This window comes from Nocardia sp. CC201C (assembly GCF_030010695.1).
GTDB lineage: Bacteria > Actinomycetota > Actinomycetes > Mycobacteriales > Mycobacteriaceae > Nocardia > Nocardia otitidiscaviarum.
In genome coordinates this window covers 1-20,576 of record NZ_JASCXP010000030.1, presented here as the reverse complement: position 1 = coordinate 20,576, position 20,576 = coordinate 1, and the positions used below count along the sequence as shown (strand labels likewise).

Genomic DNA, 20,576 nt, shown 5'->3' with positions numbered 1-20,576 from the left:
TCTAATCACTACGGACGAAGTACAACGAGCGAGGCGGTAATAGTATGCGAAACCTGGTCTACTACGTGGGCGTCTCCCTCGACGGCTACATCGCCGGACCGGGCGGGGAGTTCGACTTCTATCCGCTCTCCGACGAGATGGCCGCGTGGATCACGCAGCGGTACCCGGAGTCGGTGCCCACCCACCTCCGCGAACAGGTCGGACTCGCCCCCGACGCGCCCAACCGGGAATGGGACACCGTGGTGATGGGCCGCGGCACCTACGACCCGGCCTATCTGCACGGCATCACGAGCCCGTACGCCCACCTGAAGCAGTACGTCGTCTCGACGACGCTCGGCTCCGTGGACGACCCGAACGTGACCGTGGTCGACGGCGATCCGGTCGCGCTGGTGCGTCGGTTGAAGAAGGAAGAGGGGAAGAACATATGGCTGTGCGGCGGCGGCAAGCTGGCGGGCCAGCTCCTCGACGAGATCGACGAGCTGGTCATCAAGAGCTATCCGGTGATCGCGGGGGCCGGAATCTCGGCGTTCACCGGCAACTTCACGCCGACCCGGTTCCGGCCCACGCGGCGGCAGGACTTCGACAACGGGGCACAGGTCACCTGGTTCAACCGGGCGTGACCCGTGGGGTCACGCCGAGTCGGCGAGGAAGGACAGCCGTATCGTCCGGCTCGGGTTGTCGACGTTGAGGTCCACGAACGCGATGGACTGCCAGGTGCCCAGCGCCATCGCGCCGCCGAGCACCGGCACCGTGGCATAGGGCGGGATCAACGCGGGCATGACGTGCGAGCGGCCGTGCCCGCGCGAGCCGTGGGCGTGCCGCCAGCGGTCGTCGGCGGGCAGCAGATCGCGCAGCGCGGCCAGCAGGTCGTCATCGCTGCCCGCGCCCAGTTCGATGATCGCGATGCCGGCCGTGGCATGCGGTACGAAGACGTGCAGCAGCCCGTCGCCGCCGCCCGCCGCCTCGCGCAGGAACTCCTCGCACAGCCCGGTGATGTCGTGCACCACCTCGCTGTGCCCGGTCTTCACCTCGAGCACCGTGCTCTTCATCGTTCACCTCCCGAATTCGCTCCCCGCCATGGTCCCGCCGGGCCGCGCTCTCGCCAATAGAGGTTATGCATGAAACCGAGCCGCCCGGTCGCGACCGGGCCGGTGGCGGGTGGACACCGCCGCACCCGCGTCACCACCGAAGTCAATCTGTTCGTCATATTCGCGCGGCATTACATGGGTCACAGCCGGGAGGTGGGCGCAAAACCCCTGGACGCTCATCGGTAGGCTGAGTGCTCGATAGCAGCAGTTTGTCGATCTTGGAGGATTCCACCGTGGCTCTCGTCGTTCAGAAGTACGGAGGATCTTCGCTCGAATCGGCCGAGCGCATCCGTCGCGTCGCTGAGCGGATCGTCGAGACCAAGAAGCAGGGCCACGACGTGGTGGTCGTCTGCTCCGCCATGGGCGACACCACCGACGAGCTCCTCGACCTCGCCCAGCAGGTGGCTCCCGCGCCGCCCGCCCGCGAGATGGACATGCTCCTCACCGCCGGTGAGCGCATCTCCAACGCGCTGGTGGCCATGGCCATCCATTCGCTCGGCGCCGAGGCCCGCTCCTTCACCGGCTCCCAGGCCGGTGTGGTCACCACCGGTGCGCACGGCAACGCGCGCATCATCGACGTGACGCCGGGTCGCCTGCGCGAAGCCCTCGACGAGGGCGTCATCGTGCTGGTGGCCGGATTCCAGGGTGTCTCCCAGGACAGCCGGGACGTGACCACGCTGGGTCGCGGCGGTTCCGACACCACCGCGGTCGCGCTGGCCGCCGCGCTCGAAGCCGATGTCTGCGAGATCTACACCGATGTGGACGGCGTGTTCACCTCGGACCCACGCATCGTCCCCGATGCGCAGAAGCTCGAACAGGTCTCCTACGAGGAGATGCTGGAACTGGCCGCGACCGGGGCCAAGGTGCTCATGCTGCGGTGTGTGGAGTACGCGCGCCGCTACAACGTGCCCGTGCATGTGCGCTCGTCGTACACCGACAAGGTGGGCACCTACATTTACGGATCGATGGAGGACATCCCCTTGGAGAAAGCAATCCTCACTGGCGTCGCGCACGACCGCAGCGAGGCCAAGGTGACCGTCGTCGGCATTCCGGACGAGCCGGGTTACGCCGCCAAGGTGTTCCGCGCGGTCGCCGATGCCGAGATCAATATCGACATGGTGTTGCAGAACATCTCGAAGGTGGAGACCGGCAAGACCGACATCACCTTCACCCTGCCCAAGAGCGAGGGCCCGCGCGCCGTGGAGCTGCTGACCAAGCGGCAGGGCGAGATCAACTTCTCCCAGGTGGTGTACGACGACCACATCGGCAAGGTGTCCCTGGTTGGTGCGGGCATGAAGTCGCATCCGGGCGTCACCGCCACCTTCTGTGAGGCGCTCGCGGACGCGGGCATCAATATCGACCTCATCTCGACCTCCGAGATCCGCATCTCCGTGCTGGTCAAGGACACCGATCTGGACGAGGCCGTGCAGGTGCTGCACCGCGCCTTCGATCTGGGCGGCGACGAGGTGGCGGTCGTGCACGCCGGAACGGGGCGCTGACATGATCGGGTCAAGCGCGGAGGCGGCAGCGCAGCGTAACCACGTAGCGCTCCCGATCATGTCGAAAGGACACTGAGCCATGGGTGTACGCGTAGGTGTGGTCGGCGCGACCGGGCAGGTCGGCGCCGTCATGCGGAAGCTGTTGGAAGAGCGTGATTTCCCGGCCGACGAGGTGCGGTTCTTCGCGTCCTCGCGCTCGGCGGGCAAGACCCTGCCGTGGCGCGGCACGGAGATCGTGATCGAGGACGCCGAGACGGCGGACCCGACCGGACTGGATATCGCGCTGTTCTCGGCCGGCGCCACCATGTCCCGGGTGCAGGCCCCGCGCTTCGCGGCGGCCGGTGTCACGGTCATCGACAACTCCTCGGCCTGGCGCAAGGATCCCGAGGTGCCGCTGGTCGTCTCCGAGGTGAACCCGGAGCAGACCCGGAACCTGCCCAAGGGCATCATCGCCAACCCGAACTGCACCACCATGGCCGCCATGCCGGTGCTGAAGGTGCTGCACGACGAGGCCGGACTGCAGCGCCTCATCGTGTCCAGCTACCAGGCGGTGTCGGGCTCCGGCCTGGCCGGTGTGGAGGAGCTGGCCTCGCAGGTGCGCGCGGTCATCGACGACGCCGAGAAGCTGACCCACGACGGCTCCGCCGTGGAGTTCCCCGCGCCGAACAAGTACGTCGCGCCCATCGCCTTCGACGTGATCCCGCTGGCGGGTGCGCTGGTCGACGACGATTCCGGCGAGACCGACGAGGACCAGAAGCTGCGCAACGAGTCCCGCAAGATCCTGGGCCTGCCGGAGCTCGCGGTGAGCGGCACCTGTGTGCGCGTCCCGGTCTTCACCGGCCACTCGCTGTCCATCAATGCCGAGTTCGCGCGACCGCTCTCGGTCGAGCGCGCCACCAAGCTGCTGGAGAGCGCCCCGGGCGTCAAGCTGGTGGACGTCCCCACTCCGCTGCAGGCGGCCGGTATCGACGAATCCCTGGTCGGCCGCATCCGCCAGGATCCGGGCGTCCCCGACGGCCGCGGTCTGGCCCTGTTCATCTCGGGTGACAACCTGCGCAAGGGCGCGGCGCTCAACACCATTCAGATCGCCGAGGTGCTGCTCGAGAACCGCTGACGCGGCGGCTGTTCCGAACGAGGCCGATCGCCCCCGATCCCGCTGGGTTCGGGGGCGATCTCTTCTCTCACTCCGTCGCCAGCGGGCCGTGCCGGTCCAGGTGCAGGTAGGTGTAGACGGTGGTGATCAGGCAGACGATGGTCGCCAGCAGCAGCAGCCCGAGGCCGTCGGTGATCATGTTCATGAGTCCGCCGACGAGTCCGCCGAGCAGGAACGACGACCAGATCAGGAAGTGGCCCAGCCAGGCGGCGGCGGTGGCCGCGCCCGCGAGGTGGCGTTCGAGCCCCTGGCCCATCTTCACCAGGGCTCCGGTGAAGTAGGTGATCGGCACCGACACCTCCCCGTTCTTCACGAACGAGGTGTTCAGCGCCCCGGTGCCGAAGGCCACGAACAGGATCGGCACCAACTCGATGTCCGGAGCTCCGGCGGGTGTCTCCGTGAAGAAGTCGATGACCGTGGCGACGGCGAGGCTCATCGTGGTGAGCAGCGTCGGCCCGTGCGGATGCTGGGTCCAGAAGTGTCGCCGACACCAGGACGCCACGAATACTCCGGCCACGAAACTGACGATGAGCAGGATGGCGGCCAGGGCCATGGAGCTGCGCCCGTCGAACCAGTTCACGATGGCACGCTCGGAGTTGCCGGTCATGAAGGTGACGAAGTAGCCCTCGGTATGCAGGAGTGCCGCAGCGCCGATGACACCGGCCATGGCGGCGAGCACCCAGGACAGCCGTGCTTCGGCGTCGAACATGCCCGCGTAGGGGCTGTCTTCCGTTTTCGGCACAGGTAGAGCTCCTTCCGGGAGGATGTGAGCGCTACCAGTCTTACCGATGCATCCTGAGAATCAGCTGTCGCCAGGCTGTATTGCTAGCCAGTTGCTATCAATCGACCCATGAGTCGCTGCGCAGGGGGAATCGGAGAATTCAGTCATCTGGACGATGCTCGATGCGCCGGAGAGTTTCCTTTCGTGGTGCGCGCGGAGAGGATTCCCTCGCGCTCCAGGCGGGCGGTGATGTTCTGTACCGTCGGTCCCTCGCCGAAGCTGGAATATCTGGTTGCCGTCACCGCGCAGGCCGCGAACCACATTGCGGCACCACCGATTCCGACTCCGAGTAGGAAGAACCACAGTTCGCCGGGCATGGTCACCTCTTGACGTCCGTATCGTTCGTGTCGATCGACAGCTCCCACCCATGACGGTAAACACAGAAAAATTGCGGTGCAATAAGAAAAATCCATGTTCCATACTGTGCGCCGTAAGCTCGCCCGGTCTGCAATCCTTGTCGGCAGATCCGATCGGAAGGAGTGAGCATGGATTCGTTACGAAGGCGCTGCGGGATCTGCCGGGCGCACACATCGATCCTCTGGCGGTGATCGCCGGCAAAGCCCATCAGGTAGAAGGAGTTTGACCCGGTGGCCGAAAGTACCCTTGGGGCACGGGTAGCGGAGTTGCGCCGGCGTAGAGGGCTATCGCAGAAGGAGCTTGGCGCCGCCATCAGGCGGTCGGAAAGCTGGGTGTCGCAGGTAGAGCGGGATGTGCTGCCGGTCGAGAGACTGTCGGTACTGCAACGGCTCGCCGATGTTCTCGGAGTCGCGGTCCGAGATCTGCGGCCGGAAGCGGCCGAACCGATGTCGACCGACCGTGCGGGCGGCGAACGCGTGGGTTCAGCGGTTTTCGAGCAATTGCGACTCATGCTCACCGGCCATCCGGCGCTGGACCGGCTGTTCGGCGACGAGACCGGTCGCGAGCCGGTCGAGGTGCCGCGGCTGGCCGCACGCGTCGATCTGGCCTGGCAGCTGGCACACGAGTCACGGCTCGTCGAAGTGGGCGGCAGCCTGCTGGAGCTCATTCCGGATCTGGAGCAGGCGGCACGCGTCGCGGCGACGCGGCGGGAGGTGCTCGGCCTGCTGTCGCGCGCCTATCAGGCGGCGGCAACAGCATTCACCCGCCAGGAGGAGGTCGACGCCGCGTGGGTGGCGGCCGACCGGGCGCTGGCCGCGGCCGAGCGCTCCGGCGATCCGCTCAGCGTGGTGGCCGGAACCTATCGAATGGCACAGGCATTCCTGCGACTACAGCGGTTCGAGCAGGCCGAGCAGGCCGCGCGGACCTGCGTGGCGGCACTGGAACCGCTGGTGGACGACGACCAGCGGAGCACGCCGGAAATCCTGTCGCTCTACGGATCCCTCCAGCTCATGCTGGCGGTGATCGCGGCGACGGAAGGCAATCGCGCGCAGTCGCGGGCAGGCCTGGCCGCCGCACGCGGGGCGGCCCTGCGGATCGGGGACGACCGCAACGATTTCGACACCGAATTCGGACCGACCAGTGTCGCCGTGCACGCGGTGGCGGTGGCCGTCGAATTGGGTGACGCCGGTGAGGCCCTCGATATCGCGCGGCACGTGGACGCCTCCACGCTCACCCCGGAACGACAGGCGCGCTTCCTGGTGGATGTGGCGCGGGCGCACGCGCAGCGACGGCAGGCGCATCAGGCGCTGGAAGCCCTGCTGACGGCCGAACGGCTGACGCCCGAGCTCGTACACACCCACCACCGCGCACGGGAGGTGATGCGCGATCTGTTGCAGTTCGCGGGACGCCGACCGTCGGAGGAATTGCGGGAGTTGGCCGGGCGCGCCGCGGTGACCCCCTAGTTCCCGGCCCGAATGCCAGGAGCGCGTGGGTCGGGGCCGAGGCATGCCACGATCAGGCACCCCGGTGGTGCGTCGGCGAAGGGCGGCGCGAGCGGAATGTCCAAGCAGGACAGCACATTGCAGCCCGGATAGGCGGCCGGTCCGAGGCCGAGGACGGCGAGCGCGATATCGCCGTCGAAGTACCGGCGCGGGTCCAAGCGCAGGGGCGGCTCGACGTAGCGGCCCGGGTCGGGTATCGGGCTGTCCCGGAACGCCCGCAGCAGCCGTCGGAAGAATTCGTGCGGCACTTCCACGCCGTATTGCAGAATTCCGGTGACTCCCCGGTCGGTATGGGTGCCGAAGACGCCCGTCCACACCACCATGAGATCCAGGCTGGGCACGATGTACACATGCTGTAGTCCGAGTCCGGACATGGAATACACGTCATCCGGGAGGAATTCCGGATTTTCCGCGCAACCCGGACCGAGCCAGAACAGATAGCCGTAACAGGAACTGGTCGCCGACGGTGTGATCGCCTGTCGCAGGTACGCTTCCGACACGATGCGCCGCCCGCCCCAGTCGCCGCCCGCGGCCACCAGCATGCCGATGCGGGCCAGATCGTTCGGCGGAATCATGAGATGCGCGTATCCGTAGGTGTTTCCGGAACGGTCGCGCGCCCAGTAATAGTCGGTCGGCGGAATGCCGAGCGGATCGAAGAATTCCCGCTGGGCGAAGCGCTGCAATGGTTCGCCGACCGCCCGTTCGATCACGTAGGCCAGCAGGTCGACATTGCGCTGGCTGTAGACGAACCGGGTGCCCGGCTCGTAGTCGAACGGGACGCCGAGCGCCTGCACCGCGCTGTTGGGGTCGATCGGGATGACGCCGCTGAACCCCTCGGTGATGACGCCGATGCGCAGCCCGGAGGATTCGGTGAGCAGGTGCTCCACCGTGAGCGAGCGGTGCTTCGCGCTGCCGAGCCCGGGCGGCAGGTAGCGGTCGATGGGGGCACCGATATCGAGTCTGCCCCGATCCCAGGCGATTCCGGCGAGCAGTGCGACCACGCTCTTGGTGATGCTCCAGACGTTCCAGGGGGTGTTGCCGGTCTGCGCGTTGGTGGGACCCTCGCCGATCAGGCAGTTGTGCCGGAAGACCTGTACGTTGAGCCGATTGCGGGTGGCGGCGAAGGCGAGGGCGTCGGCGAGCAGGGCGGAGTCCAGGCCGGTGGATTCCGGTCGGGCGCGTTCGAATTCGCGTCCCGACGGCGTGGCGCATGTGGTGCTCGCCCGCGGGCCGGGGTCGGCTTCCGCCCGCACGGTGCCGCCGACCAGCGATCCCGCCGTCAGTAAGAGTGCCGTGACCGTTGCGAGCCCCCTGCGCACCATGTGCACAGGCTATCTGTCAAGCCCCCTGGGCAGCGGTAGAAATACCGGTCACCGCCGGGCGAATCGGCGAATCGCGTACACCCCCGCGCCCGCCGCCAGCACGGCCGCGCCGGTGAGCACCGAATTCGTCGGCAGCGACAGCCCGACCACCACGCAGCCGATCGCGCCCACCACCGGAACCGCCCGGGGCGGACGGTTTTCCGCGGCCGTGAGGGTGGCGGCCGAGACATTGGCGATCAGGTAGTAGACCAGGACCGTGAACGAGGAGAACCCGATGGCGGCCCGGATGTCGAAGCTCACCGCCACCACCGCCACCACCGCGCCGACGGCCAGCTCGGCCCGGTGCGGCACCCCGAAGCGCGGATGCACCGCCGCCAGCACCCCCGGCAGCTGCCGGTCGCGGGCCATGGCCAGGGCGGTCCGGGAGACGCCGAGCACCAGCGCGAGCAGCGAACCGGCCGCCGCGACCACCGCGCCCACCCGCACCACCGGGGCGAGTTCGGGCACCCCCGCCGCGCCGACGGCCCGCGCCAGCGGATCGGCGTACTCCGCCAGCCCTTTCGATCCGAGCACCAGCAACACCGCCACCGCGACGAGCGCGTACACCGCGAGCGCCAGCCCGAGCGCGAGTCCGATGGCGCGCGGAATGGTCCGGCGCGGATCGCGCACCTCCTCACCGAGGGTGGCGATGCGCGCGTATCCGGCGAAGGCGAAGAACAGCAGGCCGGCGGCCTCGAGCACGCCGCGCGCCCCGATGTCACCGTCCAACCGGGCCGCCCCGCCGTGTTCGCCGAACAGGCACACGGCGACCACGGTCGCCAGCACCACCAGTACCGCCGCCACGATGACCCGAGTGGCCAGCGCTGATCTCTGCACGCCCACATAGTTGATCGCGGTGATCACGGCCACGGCCGCCACGGCCACCACCCGCGCGTGCTCCGGCCACGCGTAGGCCCCGACGGTCAGCGCCATGGCCGCACAGGACGCCGTCTTGCCGACCACGAATCCCCACCCGGCCAGATATCCCCAGAACGGTCCCAACCGCTCCCGGCCGTACACATACGTGCCGCCCGACACCGGATACAGCGCCGCCAGCCGCGCCGACGACGTGGCGTTGCAGTACGCGACCACCCCCGCCACCCCGAGTGCGAGCAGCAGCCACGACCCCGCCGCCGCGGCCGCCGGGGCGAGCGCCGCGAAGATCCCCGCCCCCACCATCGATCCGAGCCCGATCACCACCGAATCGCTCAACCCGAGCCGCCGATGCAGTGCATCGTCCTGAGTCGCCATGCCCACATCGTCGCCGCCCCGACTCCCACGCGCGACCCGACCCGCACGCCACCGGCCCCTCGGAAGGGTTCCTCGGAAAAAGCGAAGCGCCGCCAGTCGGGGGGATTCCTGGCGGCGCGGCTCTCGCAGCATCGCTGCGAAGGGTGTCGACGTCCCACAAGCGCCTCTCGGCGAGTGGTCGCTCGAAGCGACGAAGGGTGCGGCCCGGGGCTGTCCGGACGCCGACAGTGGTTCACAACGGCGAGGGTGCGGGATGTATTCCGGGGCGGCGGTTGTGATCCGCGCGACCTCGAGGGTGGCTGGCTGACCACTCGGCGTGTCGGCGTGCCTAGGCTGGGCCGACGTCTACCTGCGTAGATCCTTTTTCTGGAGTGACTCCAGAAAATTTTCTTGACTTATTCCAAATTAGAGGGAGACTGGGTTCATGCACACCGGGTACGACGCGCGGGAGCGATTGCGCGAAGTCGGCCTGCGGGTTACCGCCCCGCGGGTCGCGGTGTTGGACGCGGTGGTCGCGGCGCCGCATTCGGATGCGGACTCCGTGGCCGCCACGGTGCGGGAACGGCTCGGGTCGGTGTCCACGCAGGCTGTGTACGACGTACTCAGGGCCTGTGTGGGAGCCGGGCTGTTGCGGCGGATCGAACCGGCGGGTTCATCGGCGCTGTACGAGGCCCGCACCGGGGACAACCACCACCATCTGGTGTGCAGGAGTTGCGGCACGGTCGTGGATGTCGACTGTGCCGTGGGCGCGGCCCCCTGTTTGGAACCAGCCCGGACCCACGGCTTCTCGATCGATGAGGCCGAGGTCGTCTTCTGGGGGCTGTGCCCGGCCTGTCGTCCGTAAGATGCCTCGCAGCCCGAGGCAGTACAGCCGAGGAGACGTCGAATGACCAAGCCGACCACCACCAATACCGGTATCCCGGTCGTCAGCGACAACGAATCGCTCACCGCCGGTACGCAGGGCCCGATCCTGCTGCACGACCACTATCTGATCGAGAAGCTGGCCCAGTTCAACCGCGAGCGGGTGCCGGAGCGGATCGTGCATGCCAAGGGCGCGGGCGCGTTCGGTGAACTGGTGGTCACCGGTGACGTCAGCCGATACACCAAGGCCAAGCTGTTCCAGCCGGGTGCGCGCACCGAGTCGCTGGTGCGGTTCTCCACCGTCGCCGGTGAGCAGGGCAGCCCCGACACCTGGCGCGATCCGCGCGGTTTCGCGGTGAAGTTCTACACCGAGGACGGCAACTACGACATCGTCGGCAACAACACGCCGATCTTCTTCATCAAGGATCCGATCAAGTTCCCCGACTTCATCCGCTCGCAGAAGCGCCTGCCGGGCAGCGGACTTCGCGACCACAACATGCAGTGGGACTTCTGGACCCTGCGCCCCGAGACCGCGCACCAGGTCACCTGGCTCATGGGCGACCGCGGCATTCCGAAGACCTACCGCCACATGGACGGTTTCGGTTCGCACACCTACCAGTGGGTCAACGCCCAGGGGGAGCGCTTCTGGGTGAAGTACCACTTCAAGACCGACCAGGGCATCGAATTCCTGACCCAGGCCGAGGCCGACCGCATCGCGGGGGAGGACGCCGACTTCCACCGCCGCGACCTGTGGGACGCCATCGAGCGCGGCGAGTTCCCGAGCTGGACGGTGAAGGTCCAGGTCATGCCGGTCGCCGACGCCGAGGGCTACCGCTTCAACCCGTTCGACCTGACCAAGGTGTGGTCGCAAAAGGACTACCCGCTCATCGAGGTCGGCAAGTGGACGCTCAACCGCAATCCGGGCAACTTCCACGTCGAGATCGAGCAGTCCGCCTTCGAACCGTCGAATGTCGTTCCGGGCATCGGCTTCTCGCCGGACAAGATGCTGCTGGGCCGCGTCTTCGCCTACGCCGACGCGCACCGCTACCGCATCGGCGCCAATTACGCGCAGCTGCCGCCCAACCGGGCCAAGGCCGCCGAGGTGAACTCCTACTCCAAGGAGGGGCCGATGCGCTACGACTACAACCCGGCGGATGTGCCGGTGTACGCGCCGAATTCGTTCGGCGGCCCGCACGCCGACCCGGAGCGCGCCGGTGACGAGGGCCTGTGGAACTTCGATCCGACCATGGTGCGCGCGGGTTACATCCAGCACGCCGAGGACGGCGATTTCACCCAGGCGGGCACGCTGGTCCGCGAGGTGCTCGACGACGCCGCGCGAGATCGCCTGGTGGCCAATGTGGTCGGGCACGTGCTGGGCGGTGTGCGGGAGCCGGTGCTGAGCCGGGTGTTCGAGTACTGGAAGAACGTGGACAGCGATCTCGGCAAGCGCATCGAGGAGGGCGTGCGCGCCGGGCTCAACGGCCACTGAGTGAAATCCGCGCTGCCCCCGGCTTTTTCGGCCGGGGGCAGTTGTATGTCGGCCGTGTCGCCCCCGGTCACCGTGCGCGGCGCGCCTCGAGTCCGTCGATGAGCAGTTCGAGTTCGGTGTCGAAGAATTCGTCGCGGCTGCGCGCCGAATCCAGCTCGCGGTGTCGGGCGTAGCTGCGGTGCAGGCGCGGGTACGGTTCGCTCATTCGCTGCGAGGCGATCATGATCTGCTCCATCCACTCCTGTTCGCCGAGACCGCTGCGCGTGACCGTGGTGATCATGGCGGTCTCGGTGGTGGTGGCCCCGATCAGATACGCGAAGATGGCGTTGGTGGCGCGGTCGGAGGTGGTCGCGTCGAATCCGGCCACCTCGAGAATGCCGAGCATGCCGTCGGTCATTCGCATCACATTCGGGCCGAGGTAGACCAGCCCGGCGGTGCTCAGCACGGCGGGCATCCACACGTGCCGCAGCATGGTGGCGCGCATGCTCCGGCCGAACTCCATCAGGTCGGTGCGCCAGCTCTCCGCCGCCGGCCGCTCGGGCAGACGTATCTCGCCGAATACCTCGTCCACGACGAGTTCCAGCAGTTCCTCCTTGTTCGCCACATGGGTGTAGAGCGAGGTGGCCCCGGCATTGAGCCGGGTGCCGAGTCTCCGCATGCTGAGCGCCTCCAGGCCCTCGCTGTCCAGCAGTGCGATGGCCTCCGCGACGATCTGCTCCCGGTTCAGTGCCGGGGTGTCGCGCCGCGTGCGCTGGGGACGCGTCCATACCGTCGCAAACTGCTCAGCCTTCGCTGTCATGGCCTCTCCTCTTCTGTCCGCGGCCAGCATAACCGCTGTTAGAACGCTGTTCGATCCGCCGAACAACGTTCTCCCTTGCGAACGCTGTTCGTATGACCGTACAGTGTTCGCAAATGCCGAACAGTGTACGGCGAACTGGATCGAAGAGGGATTCGACATGAGTGATATCGCAGGCGCGGCGGTGAGCATCGAAGCGCCACAACGTAATCCGAAGCGCTGGTGGATTCTGGTGGTGCTCTGCCTGAGTTCCCTGGTGCTGGTGATCGACAATATGGTGCTGAACGTCGCCATCCCGCAGATCTCCACCGAACTCGGCGCGACGTCCCAGGACATCCAGTGGATCATCGACGCCTACATCCTGGTGTTCGCCGGACTGCTGCTCACCTCGGGGAGCCTCTCGGACCGGTTCGGTCGGCGGCTCGTCATGGTGGTGGGCCTGGTGGTCTTCGGCGTGGCCTCGATGCTGGCCGCCTATGCCGACACTCCGCAGTTGCTGATCGCGGGCCGGGTGCTGATGGGCGTCGGCGGTGCGCTCATCATGCCGAGCACGCTGTCCATCCTGATCACGGTGTTCGACGAGCAGGAGCGGCCCAAGGCCATCGCGTCCTGGAGTGCCGTGGCCATGGTCGGCATGGTCGGCGGCCCGATCGTGGGCGGTGTGCTGCTGGAACACTTCTGGTGGGGTTCGGTGTTCGTGCTGAACGTGCCGATCGCGATCGTCGCCATCGCCGCGGCCCTGCTGCTCATGCCGGAGTCGAAGGGGCCGTGGACCAAGCCGGACCTGTCGGGCATGGTGCTGTCGATCGTCGGCACCACCGCGCTGGTGTGGACGATCATCGAATGGCCGACCGCGGGGTTCGACGGCACCTGGGGCGCACTGCTGATCGCGGTGGCCGGTCTGGCCGCGTTCGTGGTCCGGGAACTGCGGGCGGAGCACCCGATGGTGCCGTTGCAGCTGTTCCGCAACCGGGTGTTCACCGGCTCCAGCTTCTCGCTGGTGCTAGTCACCTTCGCCAATGGTGGCCTGCTGCTGGTGCTCACCCAGTACCTGCAGTTCGTGCTGGACTACTCGCCGATGCGCACCGCGCTCGCCTTCACCCCGTTCGCCCTGACGGCGCTGGTGTTCAACGGCATCGGCGCGGGCCTGGTGCAGAAGGCCGGTGTGCGCCCGGTGATGTTGGTCGGAATGGCGGTGCTGGCAAGCGGTTTCGTCATGCTGTCGCTGCTCACCACCGATTCCGGATTCTGGAAGCCCGCCCTGGCCATGACCCTGGTCGGCGCGGGTGCCGGTCTGGCCATGCCCGCCGCCATCGGCGCGCTGATGAGCGCGATCCCGCCGGAACGGGCCGGTGTCGGCTCCGCGCTCAACGACACCATCCAGCAGACCGGCGGTGCGCTGGGCGTGGCGGTGCTGGGCGCGGTGCTGGCCGGCACCTACGCCGAGGAGATGCCCGCCACGGCCCCGGCCGCCGCCCGCGAAAGCATCGCCCCGGCCCTGACCAGCGGCGACGGCATGCTGATCACGGCCGCCAAGGACGCCTTCACCACCGCCATGTCGGCCACCTTCCTGGGCGGCGCGGCCAGCGTCCTGGCCGCGACGGTCATCGCCTTCTTCCTGATGCGGGGTGCGAAAGCGGCTGGGGGAGGGGAAGTACCGGCCGAACCATCCGCACAGGAGGATGCGCCGGGCGGCGGAGACGACGATCTGGTGACCTCCGGGTAGCGCCTGGCGCACGGCGAAGAGGGCGCGGACGCGATCTGCGGGCAGATAGCGGACGCGCTGGTCGCTGTGGCGCGGACGCCTCAGCGCAGCAACCCGAACCAATAGATCAGGGTGGCCAGAATGAAGACGACCACGGTTTCCATATCGCTCCCAATCTGCTTGCCGCACTTGTTTCCATGATGCCTCCAGGCACCGGAGGCCGGCCAGGCCATCCATGAAACAAGATCGCATGGCGACCGGATCGTGATACACGAAAGAGCCCGCCGGACCTGATCGGCCCGGCGGGCTCTACCCTCCGCCCGCGAAACCCGACACCCCTCGTGGTCGAGTAGCGCGGCCCCACCCCGACCCGCCGCCGTCGCTCCTCCCCGAGACGACCTGGGCGGGCGTTACCCCCCGGCGGGATCCGCCGGGCTCGGCACCTCCCCGTGCTCGAGCCCGGCGGCTCCCGCCGTGCCCGTACGGCCCGCCGCCTCCCCGCGGCCGAGCCCTGCGAGCGTCCCCCCGTCCGATGGTCCGCGCTCCCGGACGCGAGACCACCGGTATTCCGGCCACCGCCGCCGGGCCCGACACCCCTCGTGGACGGGTCCGATCGACGATGGAGGTTCGTGTCGCCCGGGCACGACCCGACACCCCTCGTGGCCGGGTCGCGCCCCGGCTGCCACCCCCGATGGTGGTTTTCCGGGTGACACCGGCTGTTCCGGTGTCGAGACATACGATGTCGCGCCCGGCTTGGCACGCCCTTAACAAGACCTTGCAACCTGAAACTCGCAGGCCGACAGTTGTTTTCGGCGCTGTGGGCGCGGTGCTCAGCGTGAACGCTCGGCAGCTGCCAGCGTGGTGTAGCTGTTAGATAGCGGGCTGGGGAGATTCCGTGCCTGGAAGGCCACGGTGAAGACAAGTGCGGCGAGCGTCAGATTCCTCGCGTTCATGGCAAATATGTAGCAGAAATACAGGTAGATCCAATCGGGACACGCAGAGTCGGCGTGGCGGGCAAAACGCCGATATCGGCGGGTCGCGGCGTGTCGTCATTCTCCGCTCGGCGTGTGTCGGTTGGTAGCGAGTTGGTAGCGAGTTGGTAGCGCGCTGGCGCAACCGGATTGGGTATGGTGCGCGGCGAATTCGCTCGGAGAACTTCCTATTTCAGCATCGTCGGCATTTCACATGCCGCCGATGCGCTTTCGTATGCGCACTCGAGGAGGAGCTGTTGAACGTGTGGCGAACGCGGTGGTGGCACCCCGTGCTGCCGCTCGCCGTCCCGGTCCTGGCCGTCGCGGCCGGATCCGCACCGGCGCAGGCCGAGGTGATCACCGACTACCCCGTGGTCATCGATGTCAGCGCCACCCCGGGCGGTCTGTGCGACGGCCCGCTCCAGGGCACCACATCGGTCTGGTACCCGCCCGGCATCCCACTCCGGGCCGATATCGAGTGGCGGATGCGCGCCGGCGACCGGCTGCTGTGCAGCGGTACGGCGCGTGTCGAGGGCGAGGTGTTGACCATTCCCTTCGAGATCGCCCGGCACGAGATTCCGGCCTCCGGCCCGCTGCGGGTGGATGCCCGTGCCCATCTCCCCGGCGGCGCCGTCACCGAGTTCGGCACCCCGTGGCCGCTGTACCCGGTGCGGGAATGCGATGCGCTGCACGTGGTCTCGGTCGGCGACGCGGTCATGTGGGGGCAGGTGCTCGACCTGGAACACAAGTTCGCCCACCTGACCGCCGAAACCTTGGGCGCGCGGACCGGCCGCGCCGTGGAACTGCACGACTACTCGGTGTCCGGAGCGGTTCTCGACGCCCCGACCGTGCCCGCGGGCAATGACGACGCGGGGTGCCTCGAACAGCATTACGCGCGCGAGGTGTACGGCACCATCGCCATGGAGTCGGTGCCGCTGGACGAACGCCTGCCGGATGTGTTCTGCCAGTTGGAACGTGCCGCCTCGGAGGCGGAGGCGGGCGGCTACCGGGTGGACCTGGTGCTGGTGAACGGCTGCGTCAACGACCTCGACCCCTTCTTCGGCATTCCGCTCGGCGTCACCCCGGGCAGTGCCGATCTGGTGAGTGCCGTGCGGCGCGAATGCGGTGGGGAGGGTGCGGATCCGGTGAATCCGGCCGCGGACGTGCCCTATTACAGCGGGGCCAAGCTCGGCTACGGCGGCCGTGGCATGCGCGCCGCCCTGGAACGTGCGCACGGCCTGCCCGGCGCGCCGAAAGTGCTGGTGTCCAACTACTTCCACGGTTTCGATGCCGAGCTGCTGCCGGACGGACTGCCCCGCTGGTCGGAGTTCGTGCGATTATCCGCTGCCGCCTTCGGGCAGGCCGCGCACGAGGCGAACGCCGCCGCCGGAGTTGATTTCGCGGTGGCCGCGGACGGACTGGTGGCGCGCGACGGCGTACCCGGCGCGACGAGCCGACTATGGCTGAATCCCTTCGGCGACGAGTCGGTCACGCTGCGGGCACTGACCTGCCCCGAGACCGATCATGAGGCCCCGCAGTGCCGTATCCCCGTGCTGGGACGGCCCGATGTGGACGGGGCGCGACAATACGCCGAGGCGTTCCTGTTGCATCCCCGGATGCGGGAGTGGTTCGGCGGGGGCGGGCCGACGGGGGAGGGCTTCACGATCTCCCACGAGTCCGGTCCGGTCGGGCAGACGGTGCATTTCGACGCCACGGCGGCGGGCAGCGCCGTCCGCGAGTACGACTGGTACTTCGGGGACGGCATCCATGTCACCACCACCGCGCCGACGGTCGCGCACACCTACACCGGGCGCGGACCCCATCGGGCGCGGCTGGTGGCGACCGACGTGGAGGGCAACCGCACCCTGTACGAGTCGGGCGCGACCATCACGATCGGCTGACGGCCCCGCCGCGGTCGTCGATCGCTGATCCCACACACCCCTCCCGGGACCGAAGAGGGTGCAACCGGTCCCGGAAGGGGTGGGGTGGTACCGCTCCGGCAGGGAAGCACAACAGCGCGGTACCGAGTCTCGCGGTGCTACATATCGGCGGTGATGAACTCCGCGGCCTTCTCGCCGATCATGTAGCTGGGCGCGTTGGTGTTGCCGCCGGTGATGCTGGGCATGATGGAGGCATCGGCGACGCGCAGGCCATCGATGCCGTGCACCTTCAGCGTCGGGTCCACCACCGCGCGCTCGTCCACACCCATGCGGCACGTGCCGACCGGGTGATAGATGGAGTGGATGCGGTTGGGCAGCTCCGCCCGCAGCGCGCTCTCGTCCATGAGGTCGGGGCCGGGGGCGAGTTCCTCGATGACGTCTCCCGCGATGGCCTTGTGCGCCATGATCTCCCGGATGATGCGGATGCCCTCGACGAGGAATTCGGTATCGCGGGAGTCGGTGAGGTAGCCCGGATCGATGAGCGGGGAGGCGTACGGATCGGCCGAGGCCAAGCGCAGTTCACCACGGCTCTTCGGGTAGATGAGGCTGGGGAAGATGGTCAGGCCCGGCCGCCGGTCCACCATGTGCAGTTTGTCCTCGTCCTGGTTGGGGATCGGGTAGGACCACGGCAGGGTGTGGATCTGCATATCCGGGTAGTCGCCCTCGGCGAATTTGGTCCTGACGAAGCCGACCGCCTCGAACACCGTGCGGCCCATCCACGAACTGCCCGGACGCCGCAGCTCGCGCAGGATGCCGCGGGCGAAATAGGTGGGGATGCCGCGGTGGATGGCCTTCTTGGAGATGTAGGTCATGGGCACGAACAGGTGGTCGTGCAGGTTCTGTCCGACCGGCAGGTCCGCGTGCACATCGATGCCCAGATCGCGCAGGTGCCCGGCCGGGCCGATGCCGGAGAGCATGAGGATCTGCGGCGAGCCGACCACGCCGCCGGAGACCACGACCTCCTTGGCGGCCCGGATGATCCGCCGCCCGCCCTTCTTGTCGGCGACCTCGACACCGGTGGCGCGGCCGTTCTCGATGACCACGCGGGTGACGTGCGCGTGGGTGACCACGGTGAGGTTCGGGTTGGGCCGGTCGGTGATGAAGCCGCGGGAGGAGCTGTAGCGCAGACCGTTTCGCACGCTCTGCTGGAAGATGGAGATGCCTTCCTGCGATGTCCCGTTGTAGTCGTCGATGATCGGCGCGCCGAGGGTCTCGGAGGCGGCGATCATGAACTCCTGGGTGATCGGGGTGAGGTCCTGCTGCCGGGTGACCTCGATGGGGCCGCCCGCACCGCGCACGTCGGACGCGCCGTCCTCCCAGTTCTCCAGCCGCTTGTAGGCGGGCAGCACCTCGTCGTAGCTCCAGCCGGTGTTGCCCTCGGCGGCCCAGGAGTCGTAGTTGGCGCGATTGCCGCGCACGAAGAGCATGCCGTTCACGGAGCTGGAGCCGCCGAGCACCTTGCCGCGCGTCATGGGGATCTTGCGCTCGTTGGCGTGCTTCTGCGGGACCGAGTACTGCTTCCACACCACGCGCTGCTTCAGCTGCGGCACGGTGTGCACCATGGTGATCATGCCGGGGCTGGTGACCAGCCGGGTGTTGTCCTTGCGCCCCGCCTCCAACAGGATCACGCTCGCCCCGGCCTCGGCGAGGCGGCCTGCGACCACCGCACCGGCGCTGCCCGCGCCTACGACGACGTAATCGGCTTCGGTTGCGGCGTCCGCGGAGCGCGGAGAAGCGGTCATTTTCGTTACCTCATCCTCGAGTGTGCCTCTGATCACTGTAGAACAAGTTCTAGTCTCAGCACATCCGGCGGGACTTGTCCAGATCCGTAGATCAACTTACGCACAGGCAGTGGGTGTGAATCCCATCCAGTGGGATGCCTTTCCGTTATATGGAGGGCGAAGAACCGGTTTCATGGCCGGTGCTGGCGGGTAGCTGCATGGGCGCTCGTGTCCGGTGGCGAAATCGATGGCCGCGACCCCTGGTCCGCGGCGAGGTCGCATGGTTGAATCTGCTGTAGAACTTGTTCCAATTTCGCATCGTGGCGGCGACAGGCCGCAGGAGGAACAATGACTGTTCCGTCGATACCGACCGGATTCGATTTCACCGATCCCGCACTCTGGGCGGACCGAAGTCCGGTCGAAGAATTCGCCGCGCTCCGGCGCACCGCACCGGTCTGGTGGAATGCGCAGACTCCCGAACAGGCGGCCCCGTTCGAGGACGGCGGCTACTGGGTGATCAGTCGCCTGGAGGACGTGAAGGAGATATCCCGCCACCCCGATCTGTTCTCCTCGAACGAGAAGGGCGCGATCATCCGCATACCGGGCGACAGCACGCCCGAACAGCTGGATCTGACCCGTAACGCGCTGCTGGTCAATATGGATCCGCCGAAACACACCAAGATCAGACGAATAATCTCCAAGGGATTCACCCCGCGCGCCGTGGAGGGATTGCGCGCCGCGCTCACCGAGCGCGCTCACCGAATCGTGGCCGCCGCCAAGGAAACCGGCGGCGGAGATTTCGTCGAACAGGTCGCCTGCGAACTCCCGCTGCAAGCCATCGCCGAATTGCTCGGCGTACCGCAGGACGACCGGCACAAGCTCTTCACCTGGACCAATGAGACGCTGAACTACGACGATCCGGAGTACGGCGGCGACTCCAACGCCGCATCCGCCGAGATCCTGGGCTATGCCTGGAATATGGCCGAACAGCGGCGGGCCTGCCCGGTCGACGATATCGTCAGCCAACTGGTTAATGCCGATGTCGACGGCGAGGCGCTGGGCTCGGACGAGTTCGGATTCTTCGTGATTCTGCTGGCCGTGGCGGGCAACGAGACCACGCGCAATGCCATCACCCACGGCATGAAAGCCTTCGTCGACAATCCCGAGCAGTGGGAACTGTACCGGGAGCGGCGGCCACGCACCGCGCCCGACGAGATCGTGCGCTGGGCGACGCCCGTGACCGCGTTCCAACGCACCGCAACCCGCGATACCGACATCGGCGGGCAGCGCATTCGGGCGGGCGATCGCGTCGGATTGTTCTACAGCTCCGCCAACTTCGACGAGGACGCCTTCGACGAGCCCTTCCGATTCGATGTGCTGCGTGATCCCAATCCGCATGTCGGCTTCGGCGGCACCGGAACGCATTTCTGTGTCGGCGCGAATCTGGCGCGGCTCGAAATCGATCTCATGTTCAATGCCATCGCCGACGCCATGCCGAATCTGAACGAGGTCGAGCCGCCGCAGCGGCTGCGGTCCGGATGGATCAACGGCATCAAGCACTGGCCGGTTCGCTACGCGTAGTCCGGCCGTCGGGTAACGGTCACGAACTCGTTCTAGGATCGGGCCCATGACCGACCTACGCGAGATTCCGCTGCGCACCCTGTCCGACGAACCCACCACCCTGGCCGAACTGGCCGGGGACAAGGTGGTGCTGCTGGTGAACGTGGCCTCCAAGTGCGGCCTGACCCCGCAGTACGCGGGCCTGGTGGAGTTGCAGCAGACCTACGGTCCGCGCGGCTTCACCGTGGTCGGCGCACCCTGCAATCAGTTCATGGGGCAGGAGCCCGGCAGCGCCGAGGAGATCCAGACCTTCTGCGCCACGAACTACGGCGTGGACTTCCCGCTGCTGGAGAAGGTGGAGGTCAACGGCGAGGGCCGCCACCCGCTGTACGCGGAGCTGACCGAGACCCCCGATGCCGAGGGTGCGGCCGGTGACATCCAGTGGAACTTCGAGAAGTTCCTGATCGGGCGCGACGGCAAGGTGCTGAGCCGTATTCGCCCGCGCACCGAGCCGACCGACGCCGCCGTCACCGGCGCGATC

General features: G+C 67.6%; 17 protein-coding genes. 10 read left to right on the top strand and 7 right to left on the bottom strand.

Annotated features, from left to right (window positions below; all coding sequences use genetic code 11):
* Nucleotides 1-44: 44 nt before the first annotated feature.
* Nucleotides 45-620: a dihydrofolate reductase family protein gene (locus tag QK444_RS05665; protein ID WP_282777763.1), complete on the top strand. Its 576-nt coding sequence runs from the start codon at nucleotides 45-47 to the stop codon at nucleotides 618-620.
* Between the two features lie 9 nt (nucleotides 621-629).
* On the opposite strand, the gene QK444_RS05660 is transcribed toward QK444_RS05665, so the two are convergent.
* The gene (locus QK444_RS05660; RefSeq protein ID WP_282777762.1) at nucleotides 630-1,049 is read right to left on the bottom strand and encodes a secondary thiamine-phosphate synthase enzyme YjbQ; all 420 of its coding nucleotides are present in this window, start codon (nucleotides 1,047-1,049) and stop codon (nucleotides 630-632) included.
* Nucleotides 1,050-1,321: 272 nt separating this feature from the next.
* On the opposite strand from QK444_RS05660, the gene QK444_RS05655 reads away from it, so the two are divergent.
* Nucleotides 1,322-2,587 carry an aspartate kinase gene (locus tag QK444_RS05655; protein ID WP_029932813.1) on the top strand — a complete coding sequence of 422 codons (1,266 nt, stop codon included), beginning with the start codon at nucleotides 1,322-1,324 and terminating at the stop codon, nucleotides 2,585-2,587.
* A gap of 79 nt (nucleotides 2,588-2,666) precedes the next feature.
* The gene (locus QK444_RS05650) at nucleotides 2,667-3,701 is read left to right on the top strand and encodes an aspartate-semialdehyde dehydrogenase (RefSeq protein WP_282777759.1); all 1,035 of its coding nucleotides are present in this window, start codon (nucleotides 2,667-2,669) and stop codon (nucleotides 3,699-3,701) included.
* 67 nt (nucleotides 3,702-3,768) lie between these two features.
* Here the strand turns inward: QK444_RS05650 and QK444_RS05645 are convergent, their stop codons facing one another.
* Complete coding sequence (locus QK444_RS05645; protein WP_282777780.1) at nucleotides 3,769-4,449, bottom strand: YoaK family protein; 681 nt, start codon at nucleotides 4,447-4,449, stop codon at nucleotides 3,769-3,771.
* Nucleotides 4,450-4,625: 176 nt separating this feature from the next.
* Entirely contained in the window at nucleotides 4,626-4,934 is a 309-nt protein-coding gene (locus tag QK444_RS05640) for a hypothetical protein (protein WP_147287022.1), read from the bottom strand.
* 174 nt (nucleotides 4,935-5,108) lie between these two features.
* Between QK444_RS05640 and QK444_RS05635 the strand changes: the two genes are divergently transcribed.
* Nucleotides 5,109-6,341 (top strand): helix-turn-helix transcriptional regulator, encoded by a 1,233-nt coding sequence (locus QK444_RS05635; RefSeq protein WP_282777757.1) that lies wholly within the window; start codon nucleotides 5,109-5,111, stop codon nucleotides 6,339-6,341.
* On the opposite strand, the gene QK444_RS05630 is transcribed toward QK444_RS05635, so the two are convergent.
* Both QK444_RS05630 and QK444_RS05625 read right to left on the bottom strand, forming a co-directional pair.
* Nucleotides 6,338-7,702, bottom strand: a complete 1,365-nt coding sequence (locus QK444_RS05630; RefSeq protein ID WP_282777755.1) for a serine hydrolase — start codon at nucleotides 7,700-7,702, stop codon at nucleotides 6,338-6,340. The two genes, QK444_RS05635 and QK444_RS05630, sit on opposite strands and share 4 nt — an antisense overlap.
* A 48-nt stretch (nucleotides 7,703-7,750) precedes the next feature.
* A complete protein-coding gene (locus QK444_RS05625) occupies nucleotides 7,751-8,992 on the bottom strand; it encodes an APC family permease (protein WP_282777753.1) in 1,242 nt (413 codons plus the stop codon).
* A 424-nt stretch (nucleotides 8,993-9,416) separates the two neighbouring features.
* Here QK444_RS05625 and QK444_RS05620 point away from each other — a divergent pair, with 424 nt between their 5' ends.
* Nucleotides 9,417-9,836, top strand: coding sequence for a Fur family transcriptional regulator (locus QK444_RS05620; protein WP_029932806.1), 420 nt, complete (start codon nucleotides 9,417-9,419; stop codon nucleotides 9,834-9,836).
* 42 nt (nucleotides 9,837-9,878) lie between these two features.
* On the top strand, nucleotides 9,879-11,342 hold the full coding sequence (locus QK444_RS05615) for a catalase (protein ID WP_029932805.1): 1,464 nt from the start codon (nucleotides 9,879-9,881) through the stop codon (nucleotides 11,340-11,342).
* A gap of 67 nt (nucleotides 11,343-11,409) precedes the next feature.
* Here the strand turns inward: QK444_RS05615 and QK444_RS05610 are convergent, their stop codons facing one another.
* Entirely contained in the window at nucleotides 11,410-12,141 is a 732-nt protein-coding gene (locus QK444_RS05610) for a TetR/AcrR family transcriptional regulator C-terminal domain-containing protein (RefSeq protein WP_282777751.1), read from the bottom strand.
* Nucleotides 12,142-12,298: 157 nt separating this feature from the next.
* Here QK444_RS05610 and QK444_RS05605 point away from each other — a divergent pair, with 157 nt between their 5' ends.
* Both QK444_RS05605 and QK444_RS05600 read left to right on the top strand, forming a co-directional pair.
* Nucleotides 12,299-13,864, top strand: a complete 1,566-nt coding sequence (locus QK444_RS05605) for an MFS transporter (protein WP_282777749.1) — start codon at nucleotides 12,299-12,301, stop codon at nucleotides 13,862-13,864.
* Between the two features lie 1,213 nt (nucleotides 13,865-15,077).
* Entirely contained in the window at nucleotides 15,078-16,715 is a 1,638-nt protein-coding gene (locus QK444_RS05600; protein ID WP_282777779.1) for a PKD domain-containing protein, read from the top strand.
* 137 nt (nucleotides 16,716-16,852) lie between these two features.
* Here the strand turns inward: QK444_RS05600 and QK444_RS05595 are convergent, their stop codons facing one another.
* Complete coding sequence (locus QK444_RS05595; RefSeq protein ID WP_282777747.1) at nucleotides 16,853-18,496, bottom strand: GMC family oxidoreductase N-terminal domain-containing protein; 1,644 nt, start codon at nucleotides 18,494-18,496, stop codon at nucleotides 16,853-16,855.
* 327 nt (nucleotides 18,497-18,823) lie between these two features.
* On the opposite strand from QK444_RS05595, the gene QK444_RS05590 reads away from it, so the two are divergent.
* Both QK444_RS05590 and QK444_RS05585 read left to right on the top strand, forming a co-directional pair.
* Nucleotides 18,824-20,056, top strand: coding sequence for a cytochrome P450 (locus QK444_RS05590; protein WP_282777746.1), 1,233 nt, complete (start codon nucleotides 18,824-18,826; stop codon nucleotides 20,054-20,056).
* Nucleotides 20,057-20,102: 46 nt separating this feature from the next.
* Nucleotides 20,103-20,576 (top strand): glutathione peroxidase (locus QK444_RS05585; protein WP_282777745.1); only part of this gene is annotated, 474 nt, incomplete at its 3' end.